The sequence below is a fragment of the Chryseobacterium sp. SIMBA_029 genome (genome assembly GCF_046535275.1).
Taxonomy (GTDB): Bacteria; Bacteroidota; Bacteroidia; order Flavobacteriales; family Weeksellaceae; genus Chryseobacterium.
This window is the reverse complement of sequence record NZ_JAWRXA010000003.1, coordinates 337393-356593: the sequence shown is the minus strand read 5'-3', so window position 1 is coordinate 356593 and position 19201 is coordinate 337393. Positions and strand designations below refer to the sequence as shown.

General features: G+C 36.2%; 17 protein-coding genes and 4 tRNA genes. 16 read left to right on the top strand and 5 right to left on the bottom strand.

What is annotated here, in order from left to right; genetic code table 11:
* Positions 1-21: 21 nt before the first annotated feature.
* Positions 22-1746 carry a hypothetical protein gene (locus SB679_RS07145; protein WP_410701578.1) on the top strand — a complete coding sequence of 575 codons (1725 nt, stop codon included), beginning with the start codon at positions 22-24 and terminating at the stop codon, positions 1744-1746.
* Positions 1747-1783: 37 nt separating this feature from the next.
* Here the strand turns inward: SB679_RS07145 and SB679_RS07140 are convergent, their stop codons facing one another.
* Positions 1784-2665 (bottom strand): cupin-like domain-containing protein, encoded by an 882-nt coding sequence (locus tag SB679_RS07140; RefSeq protein WP_410701577.1) that lies wholly within the window; start codon positions 2663-2665, stop codon positions 1784-1786.
* A gap of 562 nt (positions 2666-3227) precedes the next feature.
* Between SB679_RS07140 and SB679_RS07135 the strand changes: the two genes are divergently transcribed.
* Complete coding sequence (locus tag SB679_RS07135) at positions 3228-5933, top strand: hypothetical protein (protein ID WP_410701576.1); 2706 nt, start codon at positions 3228-3230, stop codon at positions 5931-5933.
* Between the two features lie 43 nt (positions 5934-5976).
* Here SB679_RS07135 and SB679_RS07130 read toward each other — a convergent pair whose 3' ends face one another.
* Positions 5977-6474 carry a DinB family protein gene (locus SB679_RS07130; RefSeq protein ID WP_410701575.1) on the bottom strand — a complete coding sequence of 166 codons (498 nt, stop codon included), beginning with the start codon at positions 6472-6474 and terminating at the stop codon, positions 5977-5979.
* A gap of 195 nt (positions 6475-6669) precedes the next feature.
* Between SB679_RS07130 and SB679_RS07125 the strand changes: the two genes are divergently transcribed.
* The 10 genes from SB679_RS07125 to SB679_RS07080 all read left to right on the top strand — a co-directional run bounded on the left by SB679_RS07125 (position 6670) and on the right by SB679_RS07080 (position 16442).
* Entirely contained in the window at positions 6670-7575 is a 906-nt protein-coding gene (locus SB679_RS07125) for a GLPGLI family protein (RefSeq protein WP_410701574.1), read from the top strand.
* Between the two features lie 214 nt (positions 7576-7789).
* On the top strand, positions 7790-8062 hold the full coding sequence (locus SB679_RS07120; RefSeq protein WP_410701573.1) for a hypothetical protein: 273 nt from the start codon (positions 7790-7792) through the stop codon (positions 8060-8062).
* Positions 8063-8185: 123 nt separating this feature from the next.
* The gene (locus tag SB679_RS07115; protein ID WP_410701572.1) at positions 8186-8449 is read left to right on the top strand and encodes a ferrous iron transport protein A; all 264 of its coding nucleotides are present in this window, start codon (positions 8186-8188) and stop codon (positions 8447-8449) included.
* Complete coding sequence (gene feoB / locus SB679_RS07110; protein ID WP_410701571.1) at positions 8449-10482, top strand: ferrous iron transport protein B; 2034 nt, start codon at positions 8449-8451, stop codon at positions 10480-10482. Before SB679_RS07115 ends, feoB begins: the two co-directional genes overlap by 1 nt.
* Positions 10482-10634 (top strand): hypothetical protein, encoded by a 153-nt coding sequence (locus SB679_RS07105; RefSeq protein ID WP_317740349.1) that lies wholly within the window; start codon positions 10482-10484, stop codon positions 10632-10634. The genes feoB and SB679_RS07105 overlap by 1 nt, the downstream gene beginning before the upstream one ends.
* A gap of 41 nt (positions 10635-10675) precedes the next feature.
* On the top strand, positions 10676-11725 hold the full coding sequence (locus tag SB679_RS07100; RefSeq protein ID WP_410701570.1) for a DUF4421 family protein: 1050 nt from the start codon (positions 10676-10678) through the stop codon (positions 11723-11725).
* Between the two features lie 75 nt (positions 11726-11800).
* Entirely contained in the window at positions 11801-13183 is a 1383-nt protein-coding gene (gene glmM / locus SB679_RS07095; protein ID WP_410701569.1) for a phosphoglucosamine mutase, read from the top strand.
* 52 nt (positions 13184-13235) lie between these two features.
* Positions 13236-13820 (top strand): Crp/Fnr family transcriptional regulator, encoded by a 585-nt coding sequence (locus tag SB679_RS07090; protein WP_410701568.1) that lies wholly within the window; start codon positions 13236-13238, stop codon positions 13818-13820.
* A 62-nt stretch (positions 13821-13882) separates the two neighbouring features.
* The gene (locus SB679_RS07085; RefSeq protein ID WP_410701567.1) at positions 13883-14854 is read left to right on the top strand and encodes a quinone oxidoreductase family protein; all 972 of its coding nucleotides are present in this window, start codon (positions 13883-13885) and stop codon (positions 14852-14854) included.
* 208 nt (positions 14855-15062) lie between these two features.
* On the top strand, positions 15063-16442 hold the full coding sequence (locus SB679_RS07080) for a tetratricopeptide repeat protein (protein ID WP_034709042.1): 1380 nt from the start codon (positions 15063-15065) through the stop codon (positions 16440-16442).
* Positions 16443-16505: 63 nt separating this feature from the next.
* Here the strand turns inward: SB679_RS07080 and SB679_RS07075 are convergent, their stop codons facing one another.
* From SB679_RS07075 to SB679_RS07065, 3 genes are all read right to left on the bottom strand, one after another.
* On the bottom strand, positions 16506-17390 hold the full coding sequence (locus SB679_RS07075; protein ID WP_410701566.1) for a DMT family transporter: 885 nt from the start codon (positions 17388-17390) through the stop codon (positions 16506-16508).
* Positions 17377-18030: a leucyl/phenylalanyl-tRNA--protein transferase gene (aat, locus tag SB679_RS07070; protein ID WP_410701565.1), complete on the bottom strand. Its 654-nt coding sequence runs from the start codon at positions 18028-18030 to the stop codon at positions 17377-17379. Before aat ends, SB679_RS07075 begins: the two co-directional genes overlap by 14 nt.
* Positions 18031-18091: 61 nt before the next feature.
* Positions 18092-18469, bottom strand: coding sequence for a DUF3127 domain-containing protein (locus tag SB679_RS07065; protein WP_034709817.1), 378 nt, complete (start codon positions 18467-18469; stop codon positions 18092-18094).
* Positions 18470-18644: 175 nt separating this feature from the next.
* Here SB679_RS07065 and SB679_RS07060 point away from each other — a divergent pair.
* The 4 genes from SB679_RS07060 to SB679_RS07045 all read left to right on the top strand — a co-directional run bounded on the left by SB679_RS07060 (position 18645) and on the right by SB679_RS07045 (position 19149).
* Positions 18645-18726 (top strand) — tRNA-Leu (locus tag SB679_RS07060).
* A 9-nt stretch (positions 18727-18735) separates the two neighbouring features.
* Positions 18736-18811 (top strand) — tRNA-Gly (locus tag SB679_RS07055).
* A gap of 6 nt (positions 18812-18817) precedes the next feature.
* Positions 18818-18901, top strand: a tRNA-Leu gene (locus SB679_RS07050).
* 163 nt (positions 18902-19064) lie between these two features.
* Positions 19065-19149, top strand: a tRNA-Leu gene (locus SB679_RS07045).
* Positions 19150-19201: the final 52 nt, after the last annotated feature.

The window sequence follows — 19201 nt, the reverse complement described above, 5'->3', positions numbered from 1 at the left end:
TCCCTTGAAAATTATACGTCAATGAAACTGAAATATTTGTTTTTCTTACTAAGTTCATCCTTATTTTTTGCTCAGAACGCTTTTCAGGCTCCGTTTGAAAAAGGAAATGGTAATCAAACCGTTACCTATGAAGAAATGAATGCCTATTATGAAAACCTGGCAAAGAATTTTACAACCATTCAATACCTCAAAAAAGGAGAAGATGATAATGGGAAACCCATTTATGTGGTGATTTATAATCCTTTTGCCGAGAAAGATCTTGAAAAGCTGAGAAAAGAGAAAGCCATTTTATTGGTCAACAACGGAATTCATCCTGGTGAACCCGACGGAATTGATGCCACTATGATGCTGATGAGAGATTTAGCTTTGAAAAAAATAAAAGTACCTCAGAACTTTATTATGGCGGCCATTTCAGCCTATAATGTCAGCGGAATGCTGAACAGGGGATCTTATTCCAGAGCGAACCAAAACGGGCCGGAACAGTACGGTTTTAGAGGAAATGCAAGGAATTATGACTTAAACAGAGACTTTATTAAGGCTGATACTAAAAATGCCAGAAGTTTTCAGGAAATCTACCAATGGCTGAAACCGGATGTTTTTATTGATAACCATGTCAGCAATGGTGCAGATTATCAGTATACTTTTACCTATATTTCAACCTTTAAAGAGCGTTTAGGCAACGTGTTGGGAAACTATTTCTACAAAGATTATCAGGCAAAAAATCTTGATGATCTTAAGAAATTAGGATATGAAAGTACGCCGTACGTCAATATTCATGGAGATATTCCCGAAATCGGTTTTGCAGCATTTGAAGATTCCCCAAGATATTCTACCGGCTATACCACATTATTTAATTCTTTGGGAACAGTTCCAGAGACCCACATGCTGAAGCCGTATGACAAAAGAGTGGATGCTACCTATAAATACATGTTGGTCAACCTTCAGAACTTAGATAAAGATTACAAAAAGATCAAAGAGCTACGAGTTGAAAATCTAAAACAATATCAGGCGGGAAAACAATACGGAATCCGATGGAAAATAGATTCTACGCAATTTTCCACAATGGACTTTAAAGGGTATGAAGGGAAATACAAGCCGAGTGAGGTCTCAGGAAAACCGAGGCTGTACTATGACCGGAATCAGCCTTTTACCAAAAAAATAAAGCTGTTTACTACTGCGGTCCCTACCGGATACATTACCATTCCGAGGTATTATATCATTCCACAATCACAATACCGGGTTATTGAGGAATTTAAAAGAAATAACATTCAGATGAGGTCCATTAAAAAAGACAGCACAGCAACAGTAGAGTCTTACACCATTAAAGATTTTAAAACTTCTGCTTCCCCTTACGAAGGACATTATATTCATAATTCCACCGCTGTCGAAAAATCAAATAAAAATGTTTTGTTGTCAGCAGGAGATTACTTAGTCAGTACCAATCAGTCAGGCGTAAAATACATCATAGAAACACTTGAACCTGAGGCGTTAGACTCCTTTTTCAACTGGAATTTTTTTGATGGGATTCTAGCCCAGAAAGAATATTATTCCGCATATATTTTTGAAGACACCGCCGCAGAATTATTAAAAAAGGATAAGAAATTGAAAGATGCATTAGAAGCTAAAAAATCCACGGATAAGAAATTTGCAGAAGATGGAGAAGCGCAGCTGGATTGGGTGTATAAACATTCGCCTTATTTTGAAGAGAAAGCGTTCAGGCAGTATCCTGTCTACCGGATTTTATAAAGAAAAAAAGACGTTTCGCATGAAACGTCTTTTTTATTTATTTAGGTAAACCTCTTTTCAAGGCATAATTAGCTCTTTCAATTGATTTCTTTTCCTTCCAGTCCATGTATCTTTTTTTGAAGCGTCCTTTCATGAAATTATCAAAGTTTCTCTGAACCGTAAGATTCCAGATTGAGTTGGCTTTTACCTTCCATGATTTGTCCCACGCTCTTAACGAAATTGAGAAACTGCCATCCAGGTACTTCATCCAGTGCCACCATCCGGTTGGCATAAACAGCGTGTCTCCATGCTCCAGGAAACATTCAATCCCTTCCACACCATCCAAAGCAGGATAGTTTTTGAAATCAGGGTTTTCAATATTATAATCCTCTAAAGCATACGTTGTATAAGGTAGCTTATATAACCTGTCTTTCCACTTGTATTCAAAAAGCAAAACATGTTTACGTCCGTTAAAATGAGTATGGAAAATATGCGCCAGATCTATATCAAAATGAAGGAAAGTAACCGATCCTTTTCCTCCGAAAAACATCGAAGGATACTTGTCTAAAAACCCGCCCATAAGCTCTTTTGGAGCAATATAATCATCGAGCAATTTATTAGCATGTTTTATAGGGTCAAAGAAAAAGATCCTTAAATCGGTAGGTTCTCTTTGGATCAGATCAATATAATCTCCGAATTTCATTTCGGTTGTAGGAGTATTAATAGGAGCCGCAGGGTCAGCTTTAGCACTATCATAGAGAGGTACAATAACATCTCCTACCACCTCCTTCACATATTCCATCGTCCATTTTTGGTAAGCCGGCCATTTTCTAGCCATATTTTTGATGACAACAGGTTTTCTTGGTCTCAAATATTTTTCAAAGAATTCTTCTTTGGTGATGTCATCTACTACATCTATAGGTTTTAGAATAACTCCCATTCTTAAAAATTTTATATTACAAAATTATTAAATAAATATGTATAATGTTTAAATTAAGTTTTTTTTAATCTATGATTCAAATCACTTTTTCCTATTTAGACTAATTAAAAATTTTTAAATCTTTATTTGTTGTAACTCTCAAATTATCAGTTGCAGAATTAATAAATAATACAGATAATAATTAATAATTAAAAAAACAAATTGACTGGAAAAAAAGATACTATCGAAATTAAATATGTGGTCTTTTATACCCAGATAATTATTAAAATTCTGAATTAAAATATACTGTAGTGTCTTATTTCAATGATCGTTACTCATCAATTTTGGATACGGTAAAAAATGGGCTAATCCATTAATAGATAGAAAATGCTCCGGTTAATCATATTTGAAGATACATAAATTTTGTCAGAAATGCTATAAATAATTCAATAAAGAAAGGATTTTAGAAAAACATCACTATGTTTGTAGTTATAAAGGTGATTTAACCTTTCATGATAAAATACATCTTTATAAAAGTGTAACAAAAACCAGTAACCATTAACTAATTAGGCAAATAAAAATTATGAAAAAATATATTTCCTTATTTCTGATGCTTTTTTTTACTGTGCTGACATTCGCACAGAAAACAGTTTCAGGGAAAATCACTGATGATGACGGAGAGCCCATTCCGAGTGCAAGTGTTACCGTAGAGGAGCCCGGCAAAGACGCAATCCTTGCCTACGGAATCACAAACTCTAAAGGAGAGTATAAAGTGACTTTTACCTCCGCCGAATCTAATGTAGATCTAAAAGTGAAGGCCTTCAACCAAAAAAACTTAATAAAGCAGATCAGCAACAGTGATCAAACATTAAGTTTTAAAATGCAGTCGGAAGCTACAGAAATAAAGGAAGTACAACTGAAAACCAGAATGATTACCGCCAGAGGAGATACCATTTCATACGATCTGAAAGCCTTTGATAGTAAAAATGACCGAAGTCTTGCCGACGTTATGAAGAAAATTCCCGGGATTGAAGTCAATACAGACGGGACTATTCTTTATCAGGGAACTGCGATCAATAAATTCTATGTTAACGGAAAAGATTTAATGGAAGGGGGCTATGGAACGATCAGTAACTCACTTCCAAAAGATGCCGTTCAGAAAATTGAAGTACTGGAAAATCACCAGCCGGTAAAAATCCTTCAGAATAAAATACCTTCCGATCAGGCAGCCATCAACATTAAGCTTAAAAATGCGGTTACCATGACAGGAAGAGGGGAAGTAGGAACTGGTTTTGGAGATCCATGGCTTTGGAATGTAAAACTGACCCCTATGTTTTTCGGACAGAAAAGCCAGTGGGTGGTGAATTACAAAACCAACAATATGGGTGAGCAGGTAGAAAATGAAGGAAATATATTGGCTTTCGGAAGCGGATGGGAAGGAAAAAGAATCAATGCATCCCAAAACGACTGGCTGAATGTGGAAAATGCAAGCACGCCGAATCTTCCTGTAAAAAGGTATTTAATGAACAATGTACATTATTTATCAGCCAATTACCTGACCAATATTGATAAAAAGAAAGAATGGGAACTGAAAGCCAATGCCAATTATACTAATAATGCCGTTGAAAGAGAGTCGTATACCGAAAGTAATGACTATCAGCGAGGTACCCACTATCAGTCAAATATCCGCAATAATTTTTATACGGATAAAGCCAAAGGAGAATTAATTTTTACAAAAAATGCTAAAAAAGGATTTTTTAAAAATACAACCTCTTTTTCTCAGTTCTGGAATTCAGATAGAGGATTAACGGATATTACAGATCCATTTGGAACAAGACAGGGAAATGAATCGGTAAATTCACCCACCACTTCTTTCCAGAACTCATTAAGTACAATTCTTCCATGGAAAGAGAAGATGATCAATATTAAATCCTATATCAACTATCAGGATGATCATCAAAGTCTGGATATTACACCGGCATCCTATGTAAAGATTCCTGTTTCTTATGATAGTATAACAAAACAGTTTAAGTTTTTTGATTTTCTGGATGCCAATACCATACGCCAGAACTTCAATATGAAAACGTTTCAGGCCAATCATTCTGCCAATATAAGTTTTACCCAAAAAGCATGGACATTCACTCCTGAAGTAGGTCTTAATTTTTCTAGCAATAAAATGAATTCAGAATTGTTGGGTCTTGGCAATAACGGAACAATAGGATATGGAAACAGCTATTCCAATAATATAAAATATACCAATACAACACCATATGCTGCTGTAGGTGTTAATTTAAAAACGGAATCATGGATGTTGTTTGCGCAATTGCCAGTGAACTTCAATAATATTTCGGCTAAAGATGACGAAAGAAACGTTTCAAAATCATTAAATAAAGTAACATTTGAACCTAGTGCTTTCGCCCAGTATTCTTTTGCTTCATTCTGGAAAGCAAGTCTTAGAGGAAGCATCAGCAATAATTTTGGAGATATCAGCGATATGTATGCGGGAAATATTCTTTCAAACCCGGGAAGTCTGAGCTCTATGTCTCCTCTTAACCCAATTAATGAAATTAATTCTAAATCTGCAGGAACAGGAATCGAATACAGAAACCCATTGAATAACATCTTTTTTAACGTAAGATATAACTACAGTTACGCAAAAAGAAACCTTACAGCGAACAGTCTGAACGTAGGGACGGGAGCTTCTACTATCATCTATGAGGTAAATGACAATACAACTACATCCAATACTTATAGTGCAGAAGTAGGAAAATATTTTCCTAAATTTAAAACCAACGCTTCCGTAAATTATAAAAATACAGAAAGCGAATCATTCCAAAAGAGAAATAGTATAGGATTCGAAAATAATACGGTTGACCAAAGTGTAGGAGTGAAATTTAATAACACTTACTTCAGTTGGATGAGTATAGACTATAATGCTACCTACTCGTGGAATAAAAGAAATAATATTTCAGGATCAGATATTCTAACAAATGGATATAATCACAATTTAAATCTATTTGTATACCCAGCTGAAAACCATACCCTTGGATTTTATTGGGATCAGGTAAATACTTCAAATGCTACTTCCACTTATAAAAATCCTTTCTTCGATGTATCCTACCAGTTTACATGGGCTAAAAAGAAAATTGATTTTGAAGTGAAATGGATGAATATAGCCAACAGAAAGTTATTTGAGACGTATACTGTAGATGGATTTACAGACACCTACTCCAGAATACAGCTCAGACCAAGTCAGGTAATGTTTACTGTAAAATTCAACTTTAAATAAAAGAAGAAAACCAATCTCACCGAGATTGGTTTTCTTCTTTAGATTAGAAACTCTGCTGGTCTGCAGAAGGACCATAGCTTCCGGGAAGCGGAATGTCATTTAAACGGTAATAAACACCCATTTGGGCACGATGGTGGGTAATCTGGTTCAAACCGTGTCGAATTGCGCCGTATTTGCTCCAGCTGGCAAGCTCTTGTCCATCATTTTTGATCGTCCAACTTGGATTTAGATCATCTTCCTGTGCATTTTGTAAAGCCTGTAAGCCAGATTCATAATTCTCCTCCAGTTTTTTAAGCAGTTCTTCTTTTGTGGAAAGAACAGTAGGCTGATAAGCTCCTTTTGCAAAATCCAGTTCAGAAGTAGTCAGGATGGTTTGCGGCCAGCCAAAAATTTCTACCACATGAGTGGCAAGAGGCATTAGTTTCATGCTTTTTTCGTGGGGAGCATACTCATTTTTTCCTTCCGGAAAGCGATCAATAAATTTTTTAGTGGTCTGGTATTCGCTTTCCAGCTCAGATTGTAATTGAGATAAAGTGTCCATATTAATTTTGTTTTTTAAGTAATTTAAAGATAAGAATTTTACAAAAAGAAATAACTTTAATATCATCATAAATTGAAAAAATAATACGTGTAATTGTCTTTTTATCAGGAGGATATATTTTTCTTATGGATGAATTTGAAAAAAAACTGTAACATATCTCCACAAATACCAACTAATTAGGAAACATTATAAAAAATGAAAAAACTATTTTCTATAGTCTTTATTGCTCTTTTTGTTTCTGTAAGTGCACAGGGTTCTAAAGATATAAAAGAAACAGCCAACCGATTCTTTTATGAGCTTACTTTTAAGCCGAAAAAAGATTCTGCAAAACTGGATAATGTAATCGCTATTTTAGATATTACATCTAAAAAATCTATCTATCAGGACTATACAATTCCTGCCCAAGATTCAATTATCAAATTAGCTGTCGAAGAGATGGAAAAAGTAAAAGCTTGGAAGGACATGTCTAAACTTATTAAAATGCCGAAGTTCTCTTATAAGATTGTGAAAACCTATCCTGATATGAAGGAACAATACATTGACAGAGTAAGCATGAACCTATTCGGTTATGATGATGATGTAAAATTTAATTGGAATATTTTACCTGAAAAAGAAAAAATTGGAGAATACAATACTCAAAAAGCAACTACAGATTTTGGAGGAAGAAAGTGGACAGCTTGGTTTACTACAGATATTCCTTTTCAAGATGGACCATATAAATTCTATGGTCTGCCCGGCCTGATTGTAAAAATAGAAGATACTGAAAAAAATTATTCTTGGAAGTTAAGCGGAAATAAAAAGATAGAAAATTATGATGAAGTGTCTTATTCCGAAAAAATAAATGCAAAATACGGAGTTTCCCAAACTGTAAGTCCTACAACAAAGGAGAAATTTGATAAAGCATATGCTGCCTATAAACAAGATCCTATGGCTGAGTTTCGTCAGAAAGTTACACCGGAAATGGGAAATATGAAAATGCCGGGATCTGATGTTACTATTGGTGAAATGATGAAAAAGCAAGAAAAAATTGCAAAAGATTTCTTCAATTCAAATGATAACCCAATTGAGAAAAATCAGGCTCCTGAAAAAAAGAAAAAATAGCATTCATATCAACTAAATTATATTTTGAATCAACCCAAATACACAGGTGTATTTGGGTTGATTTCTTTTTATAGAAAGGTTGTGTAATTAGATTTAAAAAGCATAAAAAGTAAGCTTTAATTGTTTATTAAGCAATCTTAGGTGCAAATATTTATATTATTCACTTGTATTTGACATTTTATACTATATTTGTTTTACAAAAAAACAATGTATTATGAGAAAAATTATTATTGCCGCTTTAGTGGCCACATCAGCTTTGTCATTTGCTAAATCAGAAGAACCACGTCTGAAAATCGAATCACCCAAACAGAAAGAAAAGGTTTTAATTGCAAAGAAGACTATTCAAAAAGTAGAAATGAACTCAAAAAAAATTGTAATGGTAGCTAAGGAAAATATTGATCCTTGTGTTGTCGCTGTTGTAGTTCCTCCACCAGCCAATATGGATGCACTTGGCGCTTGCCTGAAGTCCTTATCAAACAATTTTTAGGGCAAAAGAACTTTAAAAAATAAGACAATTTATAAGAGACTAAATATTCAATATTTAGTCTTTGTCATTTTTAAAAACGTTATTTAGATTAGATTTAAATAACGTATATTTGCATTCACAAAAATGAAGACTTTGAAAGAGAAGGATTTACATAAATTAAGCGGATTTCCCAAAAACAGAATGGGAAAGATATTGGGGTATGATAATGACCACCTGAAAATGCCCAACAAAATCATTGAAATGGGGCTTCTGCCGGAGACCGTTTTTAGGATTTTGTATCAGGCTCCGTTTAATGGCCCCATGTATGTGGAATTTGGTGACGAAAAAAGCCGTATAGCCCTTCGTGAAGAAGAAGGGAATTATATCATTGTTGAAGAATTGAATTAATGCAGGAAACTAAAAAAAAACAGGTACTTTTAGTAGGAAACCCTAATGTAGGAAAATCAACAGTTTTCAATACACTTTGTAATAAAAAGCAGAAAACCGGAAATTATGCAGGGGTTACCGTTGCAAGCCATTCCGGGCAGTATACCTATAAAGATGAAGAGGTTGAGGTAATAGACTTACCAGGTTCATACAGTATTTATCCAAGCTCGGAAGATGAGGCCATTTTTTCTAAATTCCTTATCGATGAACAAAAAAATTATGCAGGGGTAGTATACATCCTTGAAGCGTTAAGCTTAAAAAGAGGACTTCTTTTATTCCAGCAGATTCAGGATCTTGGAGTTCCTATGATTCTGGTGGTCAATCAGATTGACCAGGCGGAAAGAAGAGGTGTGGATATCGACATCAAAAAATTCTCTGAAGCATTAGGAATCACAATCATTCAAACCAATGCTAAGGAGCAGATCGGAATCGATGAAATCAGAGAAGCTGTTTTCAATAACCAGTTTGTAAAAACAGAGACACTCTCTTTTGAAACGCCTAATGAGCATAAAGATTTCCTTCAGAAATTTGCCTCTCATAAAGGAATCGATAACGAATATAAAGCCTGGATTGCTCTGTCTTCCGAAGGAGAACTGGGGAAAATAGAATCCATAAAAGATTTGCTCGCTGGGTCTGATACCAAAAGTATGGTTCCCAAAAGGCTACAGGTACAGGAAACTGTTAGAAGGTATCAGAAAGTAGATAAAATTTTAGCTGATGTTATCACTAAAAAACCTCAGTTTAAAGAACTTCTGACTGAAAAACTTGACAAAGTGCTGGTTCATAAATTCTGGGGCTATGTTGTATTTATGTTTATCTTATTGATTATCTTCCAAAGTGTATTCTTTTTGGCAGAATATCCGATGAACTGGATCGATGATTTCTTTGCATGGCTGTCAGCATTTAGTGGTGAGCACCTTCCGGAAGGACCTGTCAATTCATTAATCTCCAATGGGATTATCCCAGGATTAGGGGGGATTATGGTTTTTGCCCCACAGATCGGAATTTTGCTGTATTTCCTGTATCTTCTCGAAGATTCTGGATATATGGCGAGGGTTATTTTCCTGATGGACAGATTTCTGCGTCCGTTTGGACTCAACGGGAAAAGTATTGTTCCGTTGGTTTCAGGAACAGCATGTGCAATTCCTGCCGTGATCTCTACCCGAAATATTGAAAATGTAAGAGAAAGACTGTTAACTATTCTGGTAACTCCTTTTATGACATGCTCGGCAAGACTTCCCGTGTACAGTATCATCATCGGGTTGATTATTTCAGACGACACTTTCTTAGGAATTAAATATAAAGCACTGGTTTTGATGGGAATGTACCTCTTAGGTTTCGCTGTAGCCCTACTGTCATCCGCAATTCTGAAAAGATTCATTAAAAATCAAGGAAAGACTTATTTGGTAATGGATCTTCCAGCCTATAAAAAACCACTTTTCGGATACGATTTTAAGCTGGTGTTAGGGAAGGTGTGGGATTTTATTACCGGAGCCGGTAAAATTATCTTCATCGTAAGCATCATCATTTGGTTTCTGAGTTATTTCGGACCACAGCAAAAACCGGATGAAATGGTGGCTACCAATGTAGAACTTGACCATTCATATCTGGCAAAAATGGGAAAAGCCATTGAGCCTGCCATTGCGCCATTAGGGTATGACTGGAAAATGGGAGTAGGTATTATCACAAGTTTTGTGGCAAGAGAAGTATTCGTGGGAACCATGTCTACTTTGTACAGCCTTGATAGTGATGCTCCGGAAATGAAAGTCATTGATAAAATGAGAAACGATGTAAAGCCAAATGGAGAAAAGGTCTTCAATTTTGCAACAGGAGTTTCCGTGCTTTTATTTTATGCATTTGCAATGCAGTGTGTTTCTACACTTGCAGTAGTATACAGAGAGACGAAAAGCTGGCGATGGACTGCTTTTCAGGTCGTAATGATGACTGGTTTGGCATACTTTGTGTCGATGTTTGCATATCAAATTTTAAAATAATGAACACCTCATTAATTGTTCAATACGTACTGATCATTCTTATCGTAGGATTTGCCTGCTATTCCTTATTCAGGATGCTTAGAAAGAATTTTGCGCCTAAGAAATTCAGTTCCAAAAGATCCCAGTGTGATAAAGACTGTGGATGTTCTTAACCAAAACTTAAAGAGACAATTGAAAAAATTGTAGTATTTTCATGTTTTTGAAAATTAAATACTACAATTTGAATCTGAAAGCAGTATATATTTTTTTATGTTTCCTGTGGGCTGTTGAAGGAAAAGCACAGGCTGATTCTATACAGTTTAAATCCTACACCGATAAGGTTATGATCCGCGCGAATCTTGACACCAATATAGAAAGCTATATTGTTTCAGATGGCAGGCATAAAAACGCAGAACAGACTATCCTTTCCATTAATAATAAAACGAAAACTTCGCTGTCTATTGATTATAGAATCATCAGTGCAACACTATCATTTACGCCAAGGTTTATGCCGGGTAATAATGATGATGCTCAGAGAGGAAGCAGTTCTTACAGCGACTTAACGTTTCGCTTCTTTCCTAAAAGATTTACGCAGACACTTTACTACAAAAAAGTAAAAGGATTTTATATCGAGAATATGAAGGACTTTGTTCCCGACTGGCAGGAAGGAAGAGACCCCTATCTTCAGTTTCCGGATTTAAAAATACAAAGCTTTGGTGGTTCTACCGCTTATGTGCTTAACAAAAATTTCTCACTCAAAAGTATTTATACTCAGGGAGAATGGCAAAAAAAGAGCAGTGGAAGCTGGGTTCCGTTTCTGGATTACGATCTTACTATTTTCAGCAATATTATAGACGACCAGCCAAGCAAAGAAATTCAATATAATTTCGGAGCCAGTATGGGATATTTTTACAATTGGGTCATCGGAAAAAAAGTGAATATTTCACCCTATCTGTCATTAGGACTAGGCGGAAAGCTGACGAGTTTCAGAGATACACTGGATGACGGAACAAAAGCACCAAAAGAAAATGCACAATATGTAACCATGAAATTTACAGGCGGACTTCATATAGGATACAATACAGACCGGTTTTTATTTGGCGGGAAAATGAATTTTAAAGCATATACCTATGATGAAAAAAATAATCAGACGGTAGAAAATAATAACCTATACGGTCTTCTGTACATCGGATACCGCTTTGCACCCCCGAAAGTGGTGAAAAGAAACTACGATAAACTACAGAAAAAAATACCTGTTCTGTAAATTGAAAGTCTTTAAGTATCTTTGCAGAGAAAATTCAGAACTACAATAATTAATAAAAAAAAATACAAAAACATAATGTCGTTAATCAAGTCTATTTCAGGGATTAGAGGTACAATAGGTGGAAAAGTAAATGATAACTTAACACCGCTGGATGTCGTAAAATTTGCATCAGCATTCGGAACCTGGCTTCAGAACAATAAAAATAAAAAGAATTTAACCCTTGTCATAGGAAGAGACGCCAGGATTTCTGGTGAAATGGTTTCTTCTCTGGTTACCGCGACCTTGCAGGGATTGGGAATCAATGTGGTGGATTTAGGTCTTTCTACAACACCTACCGTAGAAATAATGGTTCCCGAGCTGAAGGCAGACGGAGGAATTATCCTTACTGCTTCCCATAACCCAAAACAATGGAATGCCTTAAAATTACTCAACGATAAAGGAGAATTCATCACCGGTGAAAATGGAGCGGACGTTCTTGCTTTGGCCGAAAGTGAAGACTTCAACTACGCCGAAGTAGATGATTTGGGAAAATATGAAACAAGAGATGATGCTTTTGATATTCATATTCAGCAGATTTTAGATTTACCGATGGTGGATGCAGAAGCTATTAAAGCGAAAAAATTCAAAGTGGTGTTGGATGCGGTAAACTCTACAGGAGGAATCGCGATTCCAATGTTACTGGATAAACTGGGCTGTGAAACGGTAAAGCTATACTGCGAACCTAACGGACAGTTTCCTCATAATCCGGAACCTTTAAAAGAACATTTGGGAGATATCTGTGAGTTGGTAATCAAAGAAAAAGCAGATGTAGGAGTTGTGGTAGATCCCGATGTTGACAGATTGGCTCTGATTGATGAAAAAGGAGAAATGTTTGGGGAAGAATATACCTTGGTTGCCGTGGCAGACTATTTATTGAAACATAAAAAAGGAGCTGCAATCTCAAATCTTTCTTCAAGCCGTGCTTTAAGGGATGTTGCCCGCAATCACGATTCAGAATATTTTGCAAGTGCAGTAGGTGAAGTGAATGTAGTCACTTTAATGAAAGAGAAAAATGCCGTGATAGGAGGAGAAGGAAACGGAGGAATTATTTATCCTGAGCTTCATTACGGAAGAGATTCTTTAGTAGGAGTAGCCTTATTTCTGACCCATTTGGCAAAAGAAAATAAAACGGTATCCGAATTAAGAGTAGGCTACCCCGCTTATTTCATGGGGAAAAAGAAGATTGAATTAACTCCTGAGATCAATGTAGATGATATTTTAGCCCAAATGGAAAAAGAATACCAAAATGAAGAAGTTTCTACCGTGGACGGAGTAAAAATAGACTTTGCAAACAATTGGGTTCACCTGAGAAAATCTAATACAGAACCGATTATCAGAATCTATACAGAAGCATCATCACAAGCAGAAGCAGATGCATTAGGTGATGAAATAATCGCGAAGATCAAAAGCCTGATTTAAAAATAACATAATAAGAACGGAGCAAAAGTTCCGTTCTTATCCATCAATAAAAATGTTTGAGCATCTAAAAAACAGATTTCCTTTTCCAAAAGAAGAATATAAAGAATTTGTAAAAGACTTCAAACGAATGGAAGTGCCTGCAAAAACCGTTCTTTTACAGGAAAACGAAGTCTCCCAGAATGCCTATTATATTGAAAAAGGAATCGCAAGAGCCTGGTATAATAATGACGGAAAAGATGTGACGTTCCAGTTTTTTATGGAAAATACCATGTTTTCATCATTAGAAAGCTTTAGAAAAGGATTGCCAAGTATGGTAGCCCTGGAAACCATTGAGCCCTGCATTGTATGGAAAATAGATAAAGCTACGGTAGATAAAATTTTAGAAAAAATATATGCTGATCCCGAACTTAGAAACGGTTTTATGGATACCGTTTTCGAAAGGACGTTCGATTATATGAAGCATTTTTTCTCATTCATTAAAGACAGTCCCCAACAGCGTTACATTGCCCTTACCAAAGAAAAACCTGAAATTGTTAAAAGAGTTCCTCAGCACTATATTGCTTCCTATCTGGGAATTACAACCGTGCATCTCAGCAGGATAAAAAGTAAAATTTTAAAAGACAGAGGCACATCGTAAACCGATAACAAATGTTATTGCAGAGCGAATGCTTTCATGATAATTTTGTTTAAAAATAAAATATGAAAGCAGCCGTAGTATTTCAAAAAGGACAAATTCCGCAATATGCAGATTTTCCGGACCCTGAATTGAACCAGGAAAACCAGAGTATGATATGGGTAAAAGCAGCCTCCATCAAACATCTGGACAGAGCAAGAGCTGGAGGAACCCATTATTCTACCGAAAACCAAAAACATGAGCCGACCATCATAGGAAGTGATGGAGTAGGAGTATTGGAAGACGGAAGAAAAGTTTATTTTTTTAGTAAAAAAGGAACAGTAGCGGAAAAAGCTATTGCCGACCAAAAAATGATAGTACCGGTTCCTGATGAGCTGGATATGGCAACAGCTGCTGCACTTCCCAATGCCGTAATGGGTTCAGCGATGGGCCTTAAATGCAAAGCGAAACTACAGCCGGGAGAAACCGTACTCATTAATGGAGCAACAGGAGTTACGGGAAAAGTAGCGGTTCAGATTGCAAAATTATATGGCGCCAAAAGAATAATTGTTACAGGCAGAAACGAAGAAGCTTTGCAGTCGCTGTACGAAATGGGTGCCGATGAAGTCATTTCTTTACAAAAAAAGGATGAAGAATTTAGACAGAGAATAAAAGACATTCATCAGGAAACCCCTATTGATGTTGTTTTAGATTATCTTTGGGGACATTCTGTTGAAATGATTCTGTCTTCATTGAAAGGAGAAGGTAATTTCTCTCATAGAACACGGCTGGTTTCTGTAGGTGGAATGAGCGGAGACACGATCCAGCTGTCTTCACAAATTTTAAGAGGAACGGATCTTCATATTTCAGGATCCGGATTAGGAAGCTGGACACCGGAAGAATTCAAAATGCTGCTCACGGAGATTATTCCTGAAATGTTTCAGGCTGCAGTACAGAATAAAGTAAAGATAGAAACGGAAACTATTGCATTAAAAGAGATAGAAACCATCTGGAAAAATGAAATTCAGAACGGGAAAAGATTGGTTGTGTTAATTTAATGATAACTAGTCTTTTTTTATCCACAATCCTTTTATAGTATTCTTCTTTTTACTATCTTTAGAATAGAAATTTACGAAAACATAATTCAAAAAAAATTCGCAAATTTGCATATATTTTGAATATTGATTCGAAAAGTAATAATTAATTAAAAAAGTTTGTCGATGTCTGCAAGTAAATTCAGACATTGGGCCGACGGGAAACACTATATTGGAAGAATATTTTGGAAATGAACTTGTAAAAAAGTTCGAGGAAATGATGGAAAACAATGATGAATTCTACTTCGATACAGAAGAATTGGAAGATATCATTGTTTATTATCTGGAGCTGGGAGATTTTAACTATGCAGATAATGCTGTTACTTATGGCCTGAAGCTTCACCCAAATTCATTGGATATCAAGATTAAAAAACTTGAAATCCTGCTGGAATGGGAAGACTATAATGCTGCGAAAGAGCTCATCGACGAGTTGAAAGGTTCATCTATGGAGAACACAGACTTCCTGGTGTGCTACGCAAAGTATTATTCGAACCTGGGAAACCCTAGAAAATCCATTGAAATTTGTAAAAAAGCTTTAGAACTGAATGAAGAAGAAAACTTCCTTCACAATTTTATTGCGGATGAATATGTGAATTTAGGAGATCCTTTTAACGCTCTTAAACATTACAAAAAAGCATTAAAAGAAGACCCAACGGATGAATATTCGCTGGAGAACGCCATGATATGCTTTACCGATTTGAATAAGAACGAGGAGGCTATTGCCTTTCTGAATGAATACTTAGACGACTTTGCCTATTCTGAAACCGCTTGGTTTGAGTATGGACAGTTCTATTTCAACAGAAAAAATTACGAAGAAGCCATAAAAGGGTATGACTACCTGTTGGCGATCAATTCAAGTTCGGTAGGCGTTTACGCTAATAAAGCAGCTTGTTATGAAGCGTTGGGGCAGTACAAAAAGTCCATTGAAATCTATGAAGAAATGCTTGAGCTGGAATACACAAAAGCGTTCACATTTTATAAGATTGGATTGTGCTACAAAGCATTAAAACAGCCTATTATAGCACTGAATGCCTTCCAGAAATCATTAAGAGAAGATCCGCAATTCTATCTTGCTATGATGGAGCAGTCTTATCTGTATGAAGAAATGGGCGGAATGACAGAAGCGCTTCATTTTGCAAAAGAAGCCACCAGCCTGAATGACAGTAACCTTGACTATCAGAAAAGACTGGCATTTTTATTCATCGACTCAGGAAAGTTTGAAGAAAGCCTTGTGTGTCTGAAGAAACTGGTAGATGCTGAGCCTACAAGATTTTACAACTGGTACGCGTATTCAGAAGTATTGATGCTTTTAGGTGAATATGAAGAAGGCGTTGCCATTTTAGACAGAGCCGTAAAAGCCCATGAAAGAGCAGAGTTATATTATCAGCTGAGCAATTGCTATTTCAACCTGAAAAACCAGGAAAAAGGCCATGAATCCTTGCAAAAAGCATTAGATTTAGATCCTTCCCTTGTTCCGGATATGCAGAAAAAATATCCTTATATCAAAGATGAGGTGAAAAAAGCAAAGGCTAAAGTAAAGAAGAAAAATTAATCATTTTGATTGGGGAATTTCTTCAATCCTATAATACATAAATAATCCTGCAGCAATGCGGGATTATTTTTTTATAGCAGATTTGGTTCTTAAAAAGATGAGTCCTGCAATGATAATAATGGCTCCCACAAATTGCATAACCGTAAGTTTTTCCCCGTCTAAAATACCCCAGATAATAGCAACAATAGGCATCAGCAAAGTAACCGTAGAAGCGAAAAGTGGAGTAGATACCTTCAATAATCTGTAATTTAATGTCATGGCAAGCCCGGTTCCGAAAACAGCTAATAACCCAACAAACATAAGGCCGGTCATCACATCTTTTGAAAACTCGAATTCAGAGAAGAATCCTGTAAGGCATAAGGCAATTAAAGAAGGGAAAAACAGGACAAAAGAAAATACAAACGAAGATAAAATCGTGGAAGATAGCTCCATCAGTTTAGACTTTATGGTGGTTGTACTGATGGCGTAACACAGTGTTGCGACAAGTAATAATACAATTGGAATCAGTTTAAGTTCTGTACCGTCTCCACCTCCGAAAGCCAGAAAACAAACTCCGGTAAAACTTATACATACTCCGATAATCTGTTGCTTTGTCGTTTCAAATTTCCATACTAAGGCCCCCACGATGATCACAAATATCGGCATCATAGAATTGATGATCCCCGCAATACTGCTGCTGATCTCTGTTTCGGCAATAGGAAACAGAAACATTGGAATGAAATTCCCTGTAAATGCGGCCAAAATAAGCCATTTGAGGTGTTTTTTCGGAAACAGTTTATATTTGGAAATAGCAATGGGCATTAAAATAATACCCGCAATAAGGACCCTCAGTGCTCCTACCTGAAAAGGATTGAAATGTTCGAGCGACTTTTTGATCAAAATGAAAGATGATCCCCAGATGATAGTTAATATAATCAGAAGAATCCATTTTTCCTTATTTGCGTTCATTATTTTGATGTAAAATTGTTAAAAAGTCTTTTTTAGAAATCATACGGGCTCCAAGACTTTCCAGGTGTTCCGTATGGGATTGACAGTCAATAAGATCCAGGCTGTTTTTATGGCTTTCTACAAAGTGAATAAATCCTGCTTTTGAAGCGTTGCTTACCTTGGCAAACATACTCTCCCCGCAAAATACATTTCCAATTTGAAGGCCATAGAATCCGCCTACCAACTCCTTATCCTGCCAGACTTCGAAGCTTTTGGCAAAGCCGTATTCATGAAGTTTAATAAAAGATTCCATCAGCTCATCAGAAAGCCAGGTTCCTGTCTGTCCTTTTCTGTTGCTCTGCTGACAGTTTTTGATGACTTCCCTGAAATTTTGGTTTTCTGTGAAGGTAAAAACATTTCTGTTCAGTATTTTCCGCATCGATTTAGATACTTTTATTTCATTGGGAAATAAAACAAATCTGGGATCCGGACACCACCAGAGAATTTCTTCATCAGGATTATACCATGGGAAAATTCCCAGCTGATACGCAAACCATATACGCTCTAACGACAGGTCGCCGCCAAAAGCAATAATTCCGTCATGTCCGTCATACAACTCAGGATCGGGAAATGAAATTTCGTTTTCGTCTAATCGAACCATTGTTAAGTAAAAAAAATCCCACTTATGAAAGCAGGATTTATATTGGGGTTTACTATTTTAATTAAAATGGCAAATCATCATCATCGTCTCCAGCAAATGGGTTTTCATTTGATACAGGAGATGCAGATTGTGATGGAGAAGCCTGAGTAGGCTCAGAACCGTTATCCATAACTTTTTCTATTTTCCAGCCTGTAATAGAGTTGAAATATTTAGTTTCACCTTGAGGAGAAGTCCATTCTCTACCTCTGATGTTGATGCCTACTTTTACATTTTCGCCTTCTCTAAGGTTATCTAATAAACTGATCTTATCAGACAAAAATTCAATGTTTATCGGCTGTGGATATTGTTCTTGGGTTAAAATAACCATTTCTCTTTTTTGAAATCCGCTCGCAAATGTCTGAGCATCAAAAAGTTTCTTTACCGTTCCTTGTAATTCCATATCATTAATATTAACGATGTAAAAGTAAGAAAATGAAATGTAATAAAAGGTGCCTGAAAAAAGAAATCTAGAAATTTTAATTTTTTTTTCTGAAAAGTTTGGAGGTAAAGGAAATTGTCCTATATTTGCACTCACAAAAACGAAAGAAGTTCTTTAAAATAAACTCAAAAATAATGCGGATGTGGTGTAATTGGTAGCCACGCCAGACTTAGGATCTGGTGCCGTGAGGCGTGGGGGTTCGAGTCCCTTCATCCGCACATTGTTTTGCGAAAATAGCTCAGCTGGTAGAGCACAACCTTGCCAAGGTTGGGGTCGCGGGTTCGAGTCCCGTTTTTCGCTCCAAATTATGCCCTGGTGGTGGAACTGGTAGACACGCAGGACTTAAAATCCTGTGTTCGTAAGGACGTGCGGGTTCAAGTCCCGCCCGGGGTACTAAAAGCTCTCTGTAACTTTGTTATAGAGAGCTTTTTCATTTAAAAGAGAATCATTAAGCAGTCTTTTTACGGTTTAATCATTATCGTATTTATCTTACGGTAAAATGTCCTATATTTGTAATTCAAACAGCGAAACAAACGCTTAAAAAAATAAACAATCAGCGGATGTGGTGTAATTGGTAGCCACGCCAGACTTAGGATCTGGTGCTGTGAGGCGTGGGGGTTCGAGTCCCTTCATCCGCACCACACAAAAAACCTCTCTGTAAAATTTTACAGAGAGGTTTTTGCTTTTATAATG

Bases quoted from the DNA above. Each gene is read 5' to 3' on its own strand.
- SB679_RS07065 (WP_034709817.1), bottom strand. From the start codon at position 18,469: ATGGAATTACAAGGAACGGTAAAGAAACTTTTTGATGCTCAGACATTT.
- glmM (WP_410701569.1), top strand. From the start codon at position 11,801: ATGTCGTTAATCAAGTCTATTTCAGGGATTAGAGGTACAATAGGTGGA.
- SB679_RS07135 (WP_410701576.1), top strand. From the start codon at position 3,228: ATGAAAAAATATATTTCCTTATTTCTGATGCTTTTTTTTACTGTGCTG.
- SB679_RS07115 (WP_410701572.1), top strand. From the start codon at position 8,186: ATGAAGACTTTGAAAGAGAAGGATTTACATAAATTAAGCGGATTTCCC.
- SB679_RS07125 (WP_410701574.1), top strand. From the start codon at position 6,670: ATGAAAAAACTATTTTCTATAGTCTTTATTGCTCTTTTTGTTTCTGTA.
- SB679_RS07145 (WP_410701578.1), top strand. From the start codon at position 22: ATGAAACTGAAATATTTGTTTTTCTTACTAAGTTCATCCTTATTTTTT.
- SB679_RS07090 (WP_410701568.1), top strand. From the start codon at position 13,236: ATGTTTGAGCATCTAAAAAACAGATTTCCTTTTCCAAAAGAAGAATAT.
- SB679_RS07130 (WP_410701575.1), bottom strand. From the start codon at position 6,474: ATGGACACTTTATCTCAATTACAATCTGAGCTGGAAAGCGAATACCAG.
- SB679_RS07140 (WP_410701577.1), bottom strand. From the start codon at position 2,665: ATGGGAGTTATTCTAAAACCTATAGATGTAGTAGATGACATCACCAAA.
- aat (WP_410701565.1), bottom strand. From the start codon at position 18,030: ATGGTTCGATTAGACGAAAACGAAATTTCATTTCCCGATCCTGAGTTG.
- feoB (WP_410701571.1), top strand. From the start codon at position 8,449: ATGCAGGAAACTAAAAAAAAACAGGTACTTTTAGTAGGAAACCCTAAT.
- SB679_RS07075 (WP_410701566.1), bottom strand. From the start codon at position 17,390: ATGAACGCAAATAAGGAAAAATGGATTCTTCTGATTATATTAACTATC.
- SB679_RS07085 (WP_410701567.1), top strand. From the start codon at position 13,883: ATGAAAGCAGCCGTAGTATTTCAAAAAGGACAAATTCCGCAATATGCA.
- SB679_RS07105 (WP_317740349.1), top strand. From the start codon at position 10,482: ATGAACACCTCATTAATTGTTCAATACGTACTGATCATTCTTATCGTA.
- SB679_RS07120 (WP_410701573.1), top strand. From the start codon at position 7,790: ATGAGAAAAATTATTATTGCCGCTTTAGTGGCCACATCAGCTTTGTCA.
- SB679_RS07100 (WP_410701570.1), top strand. From the start codon at position 10,676: ATGTTTTTGAAAATTAAATACTACAATTTGAATCTGAAAGCAGTATAT.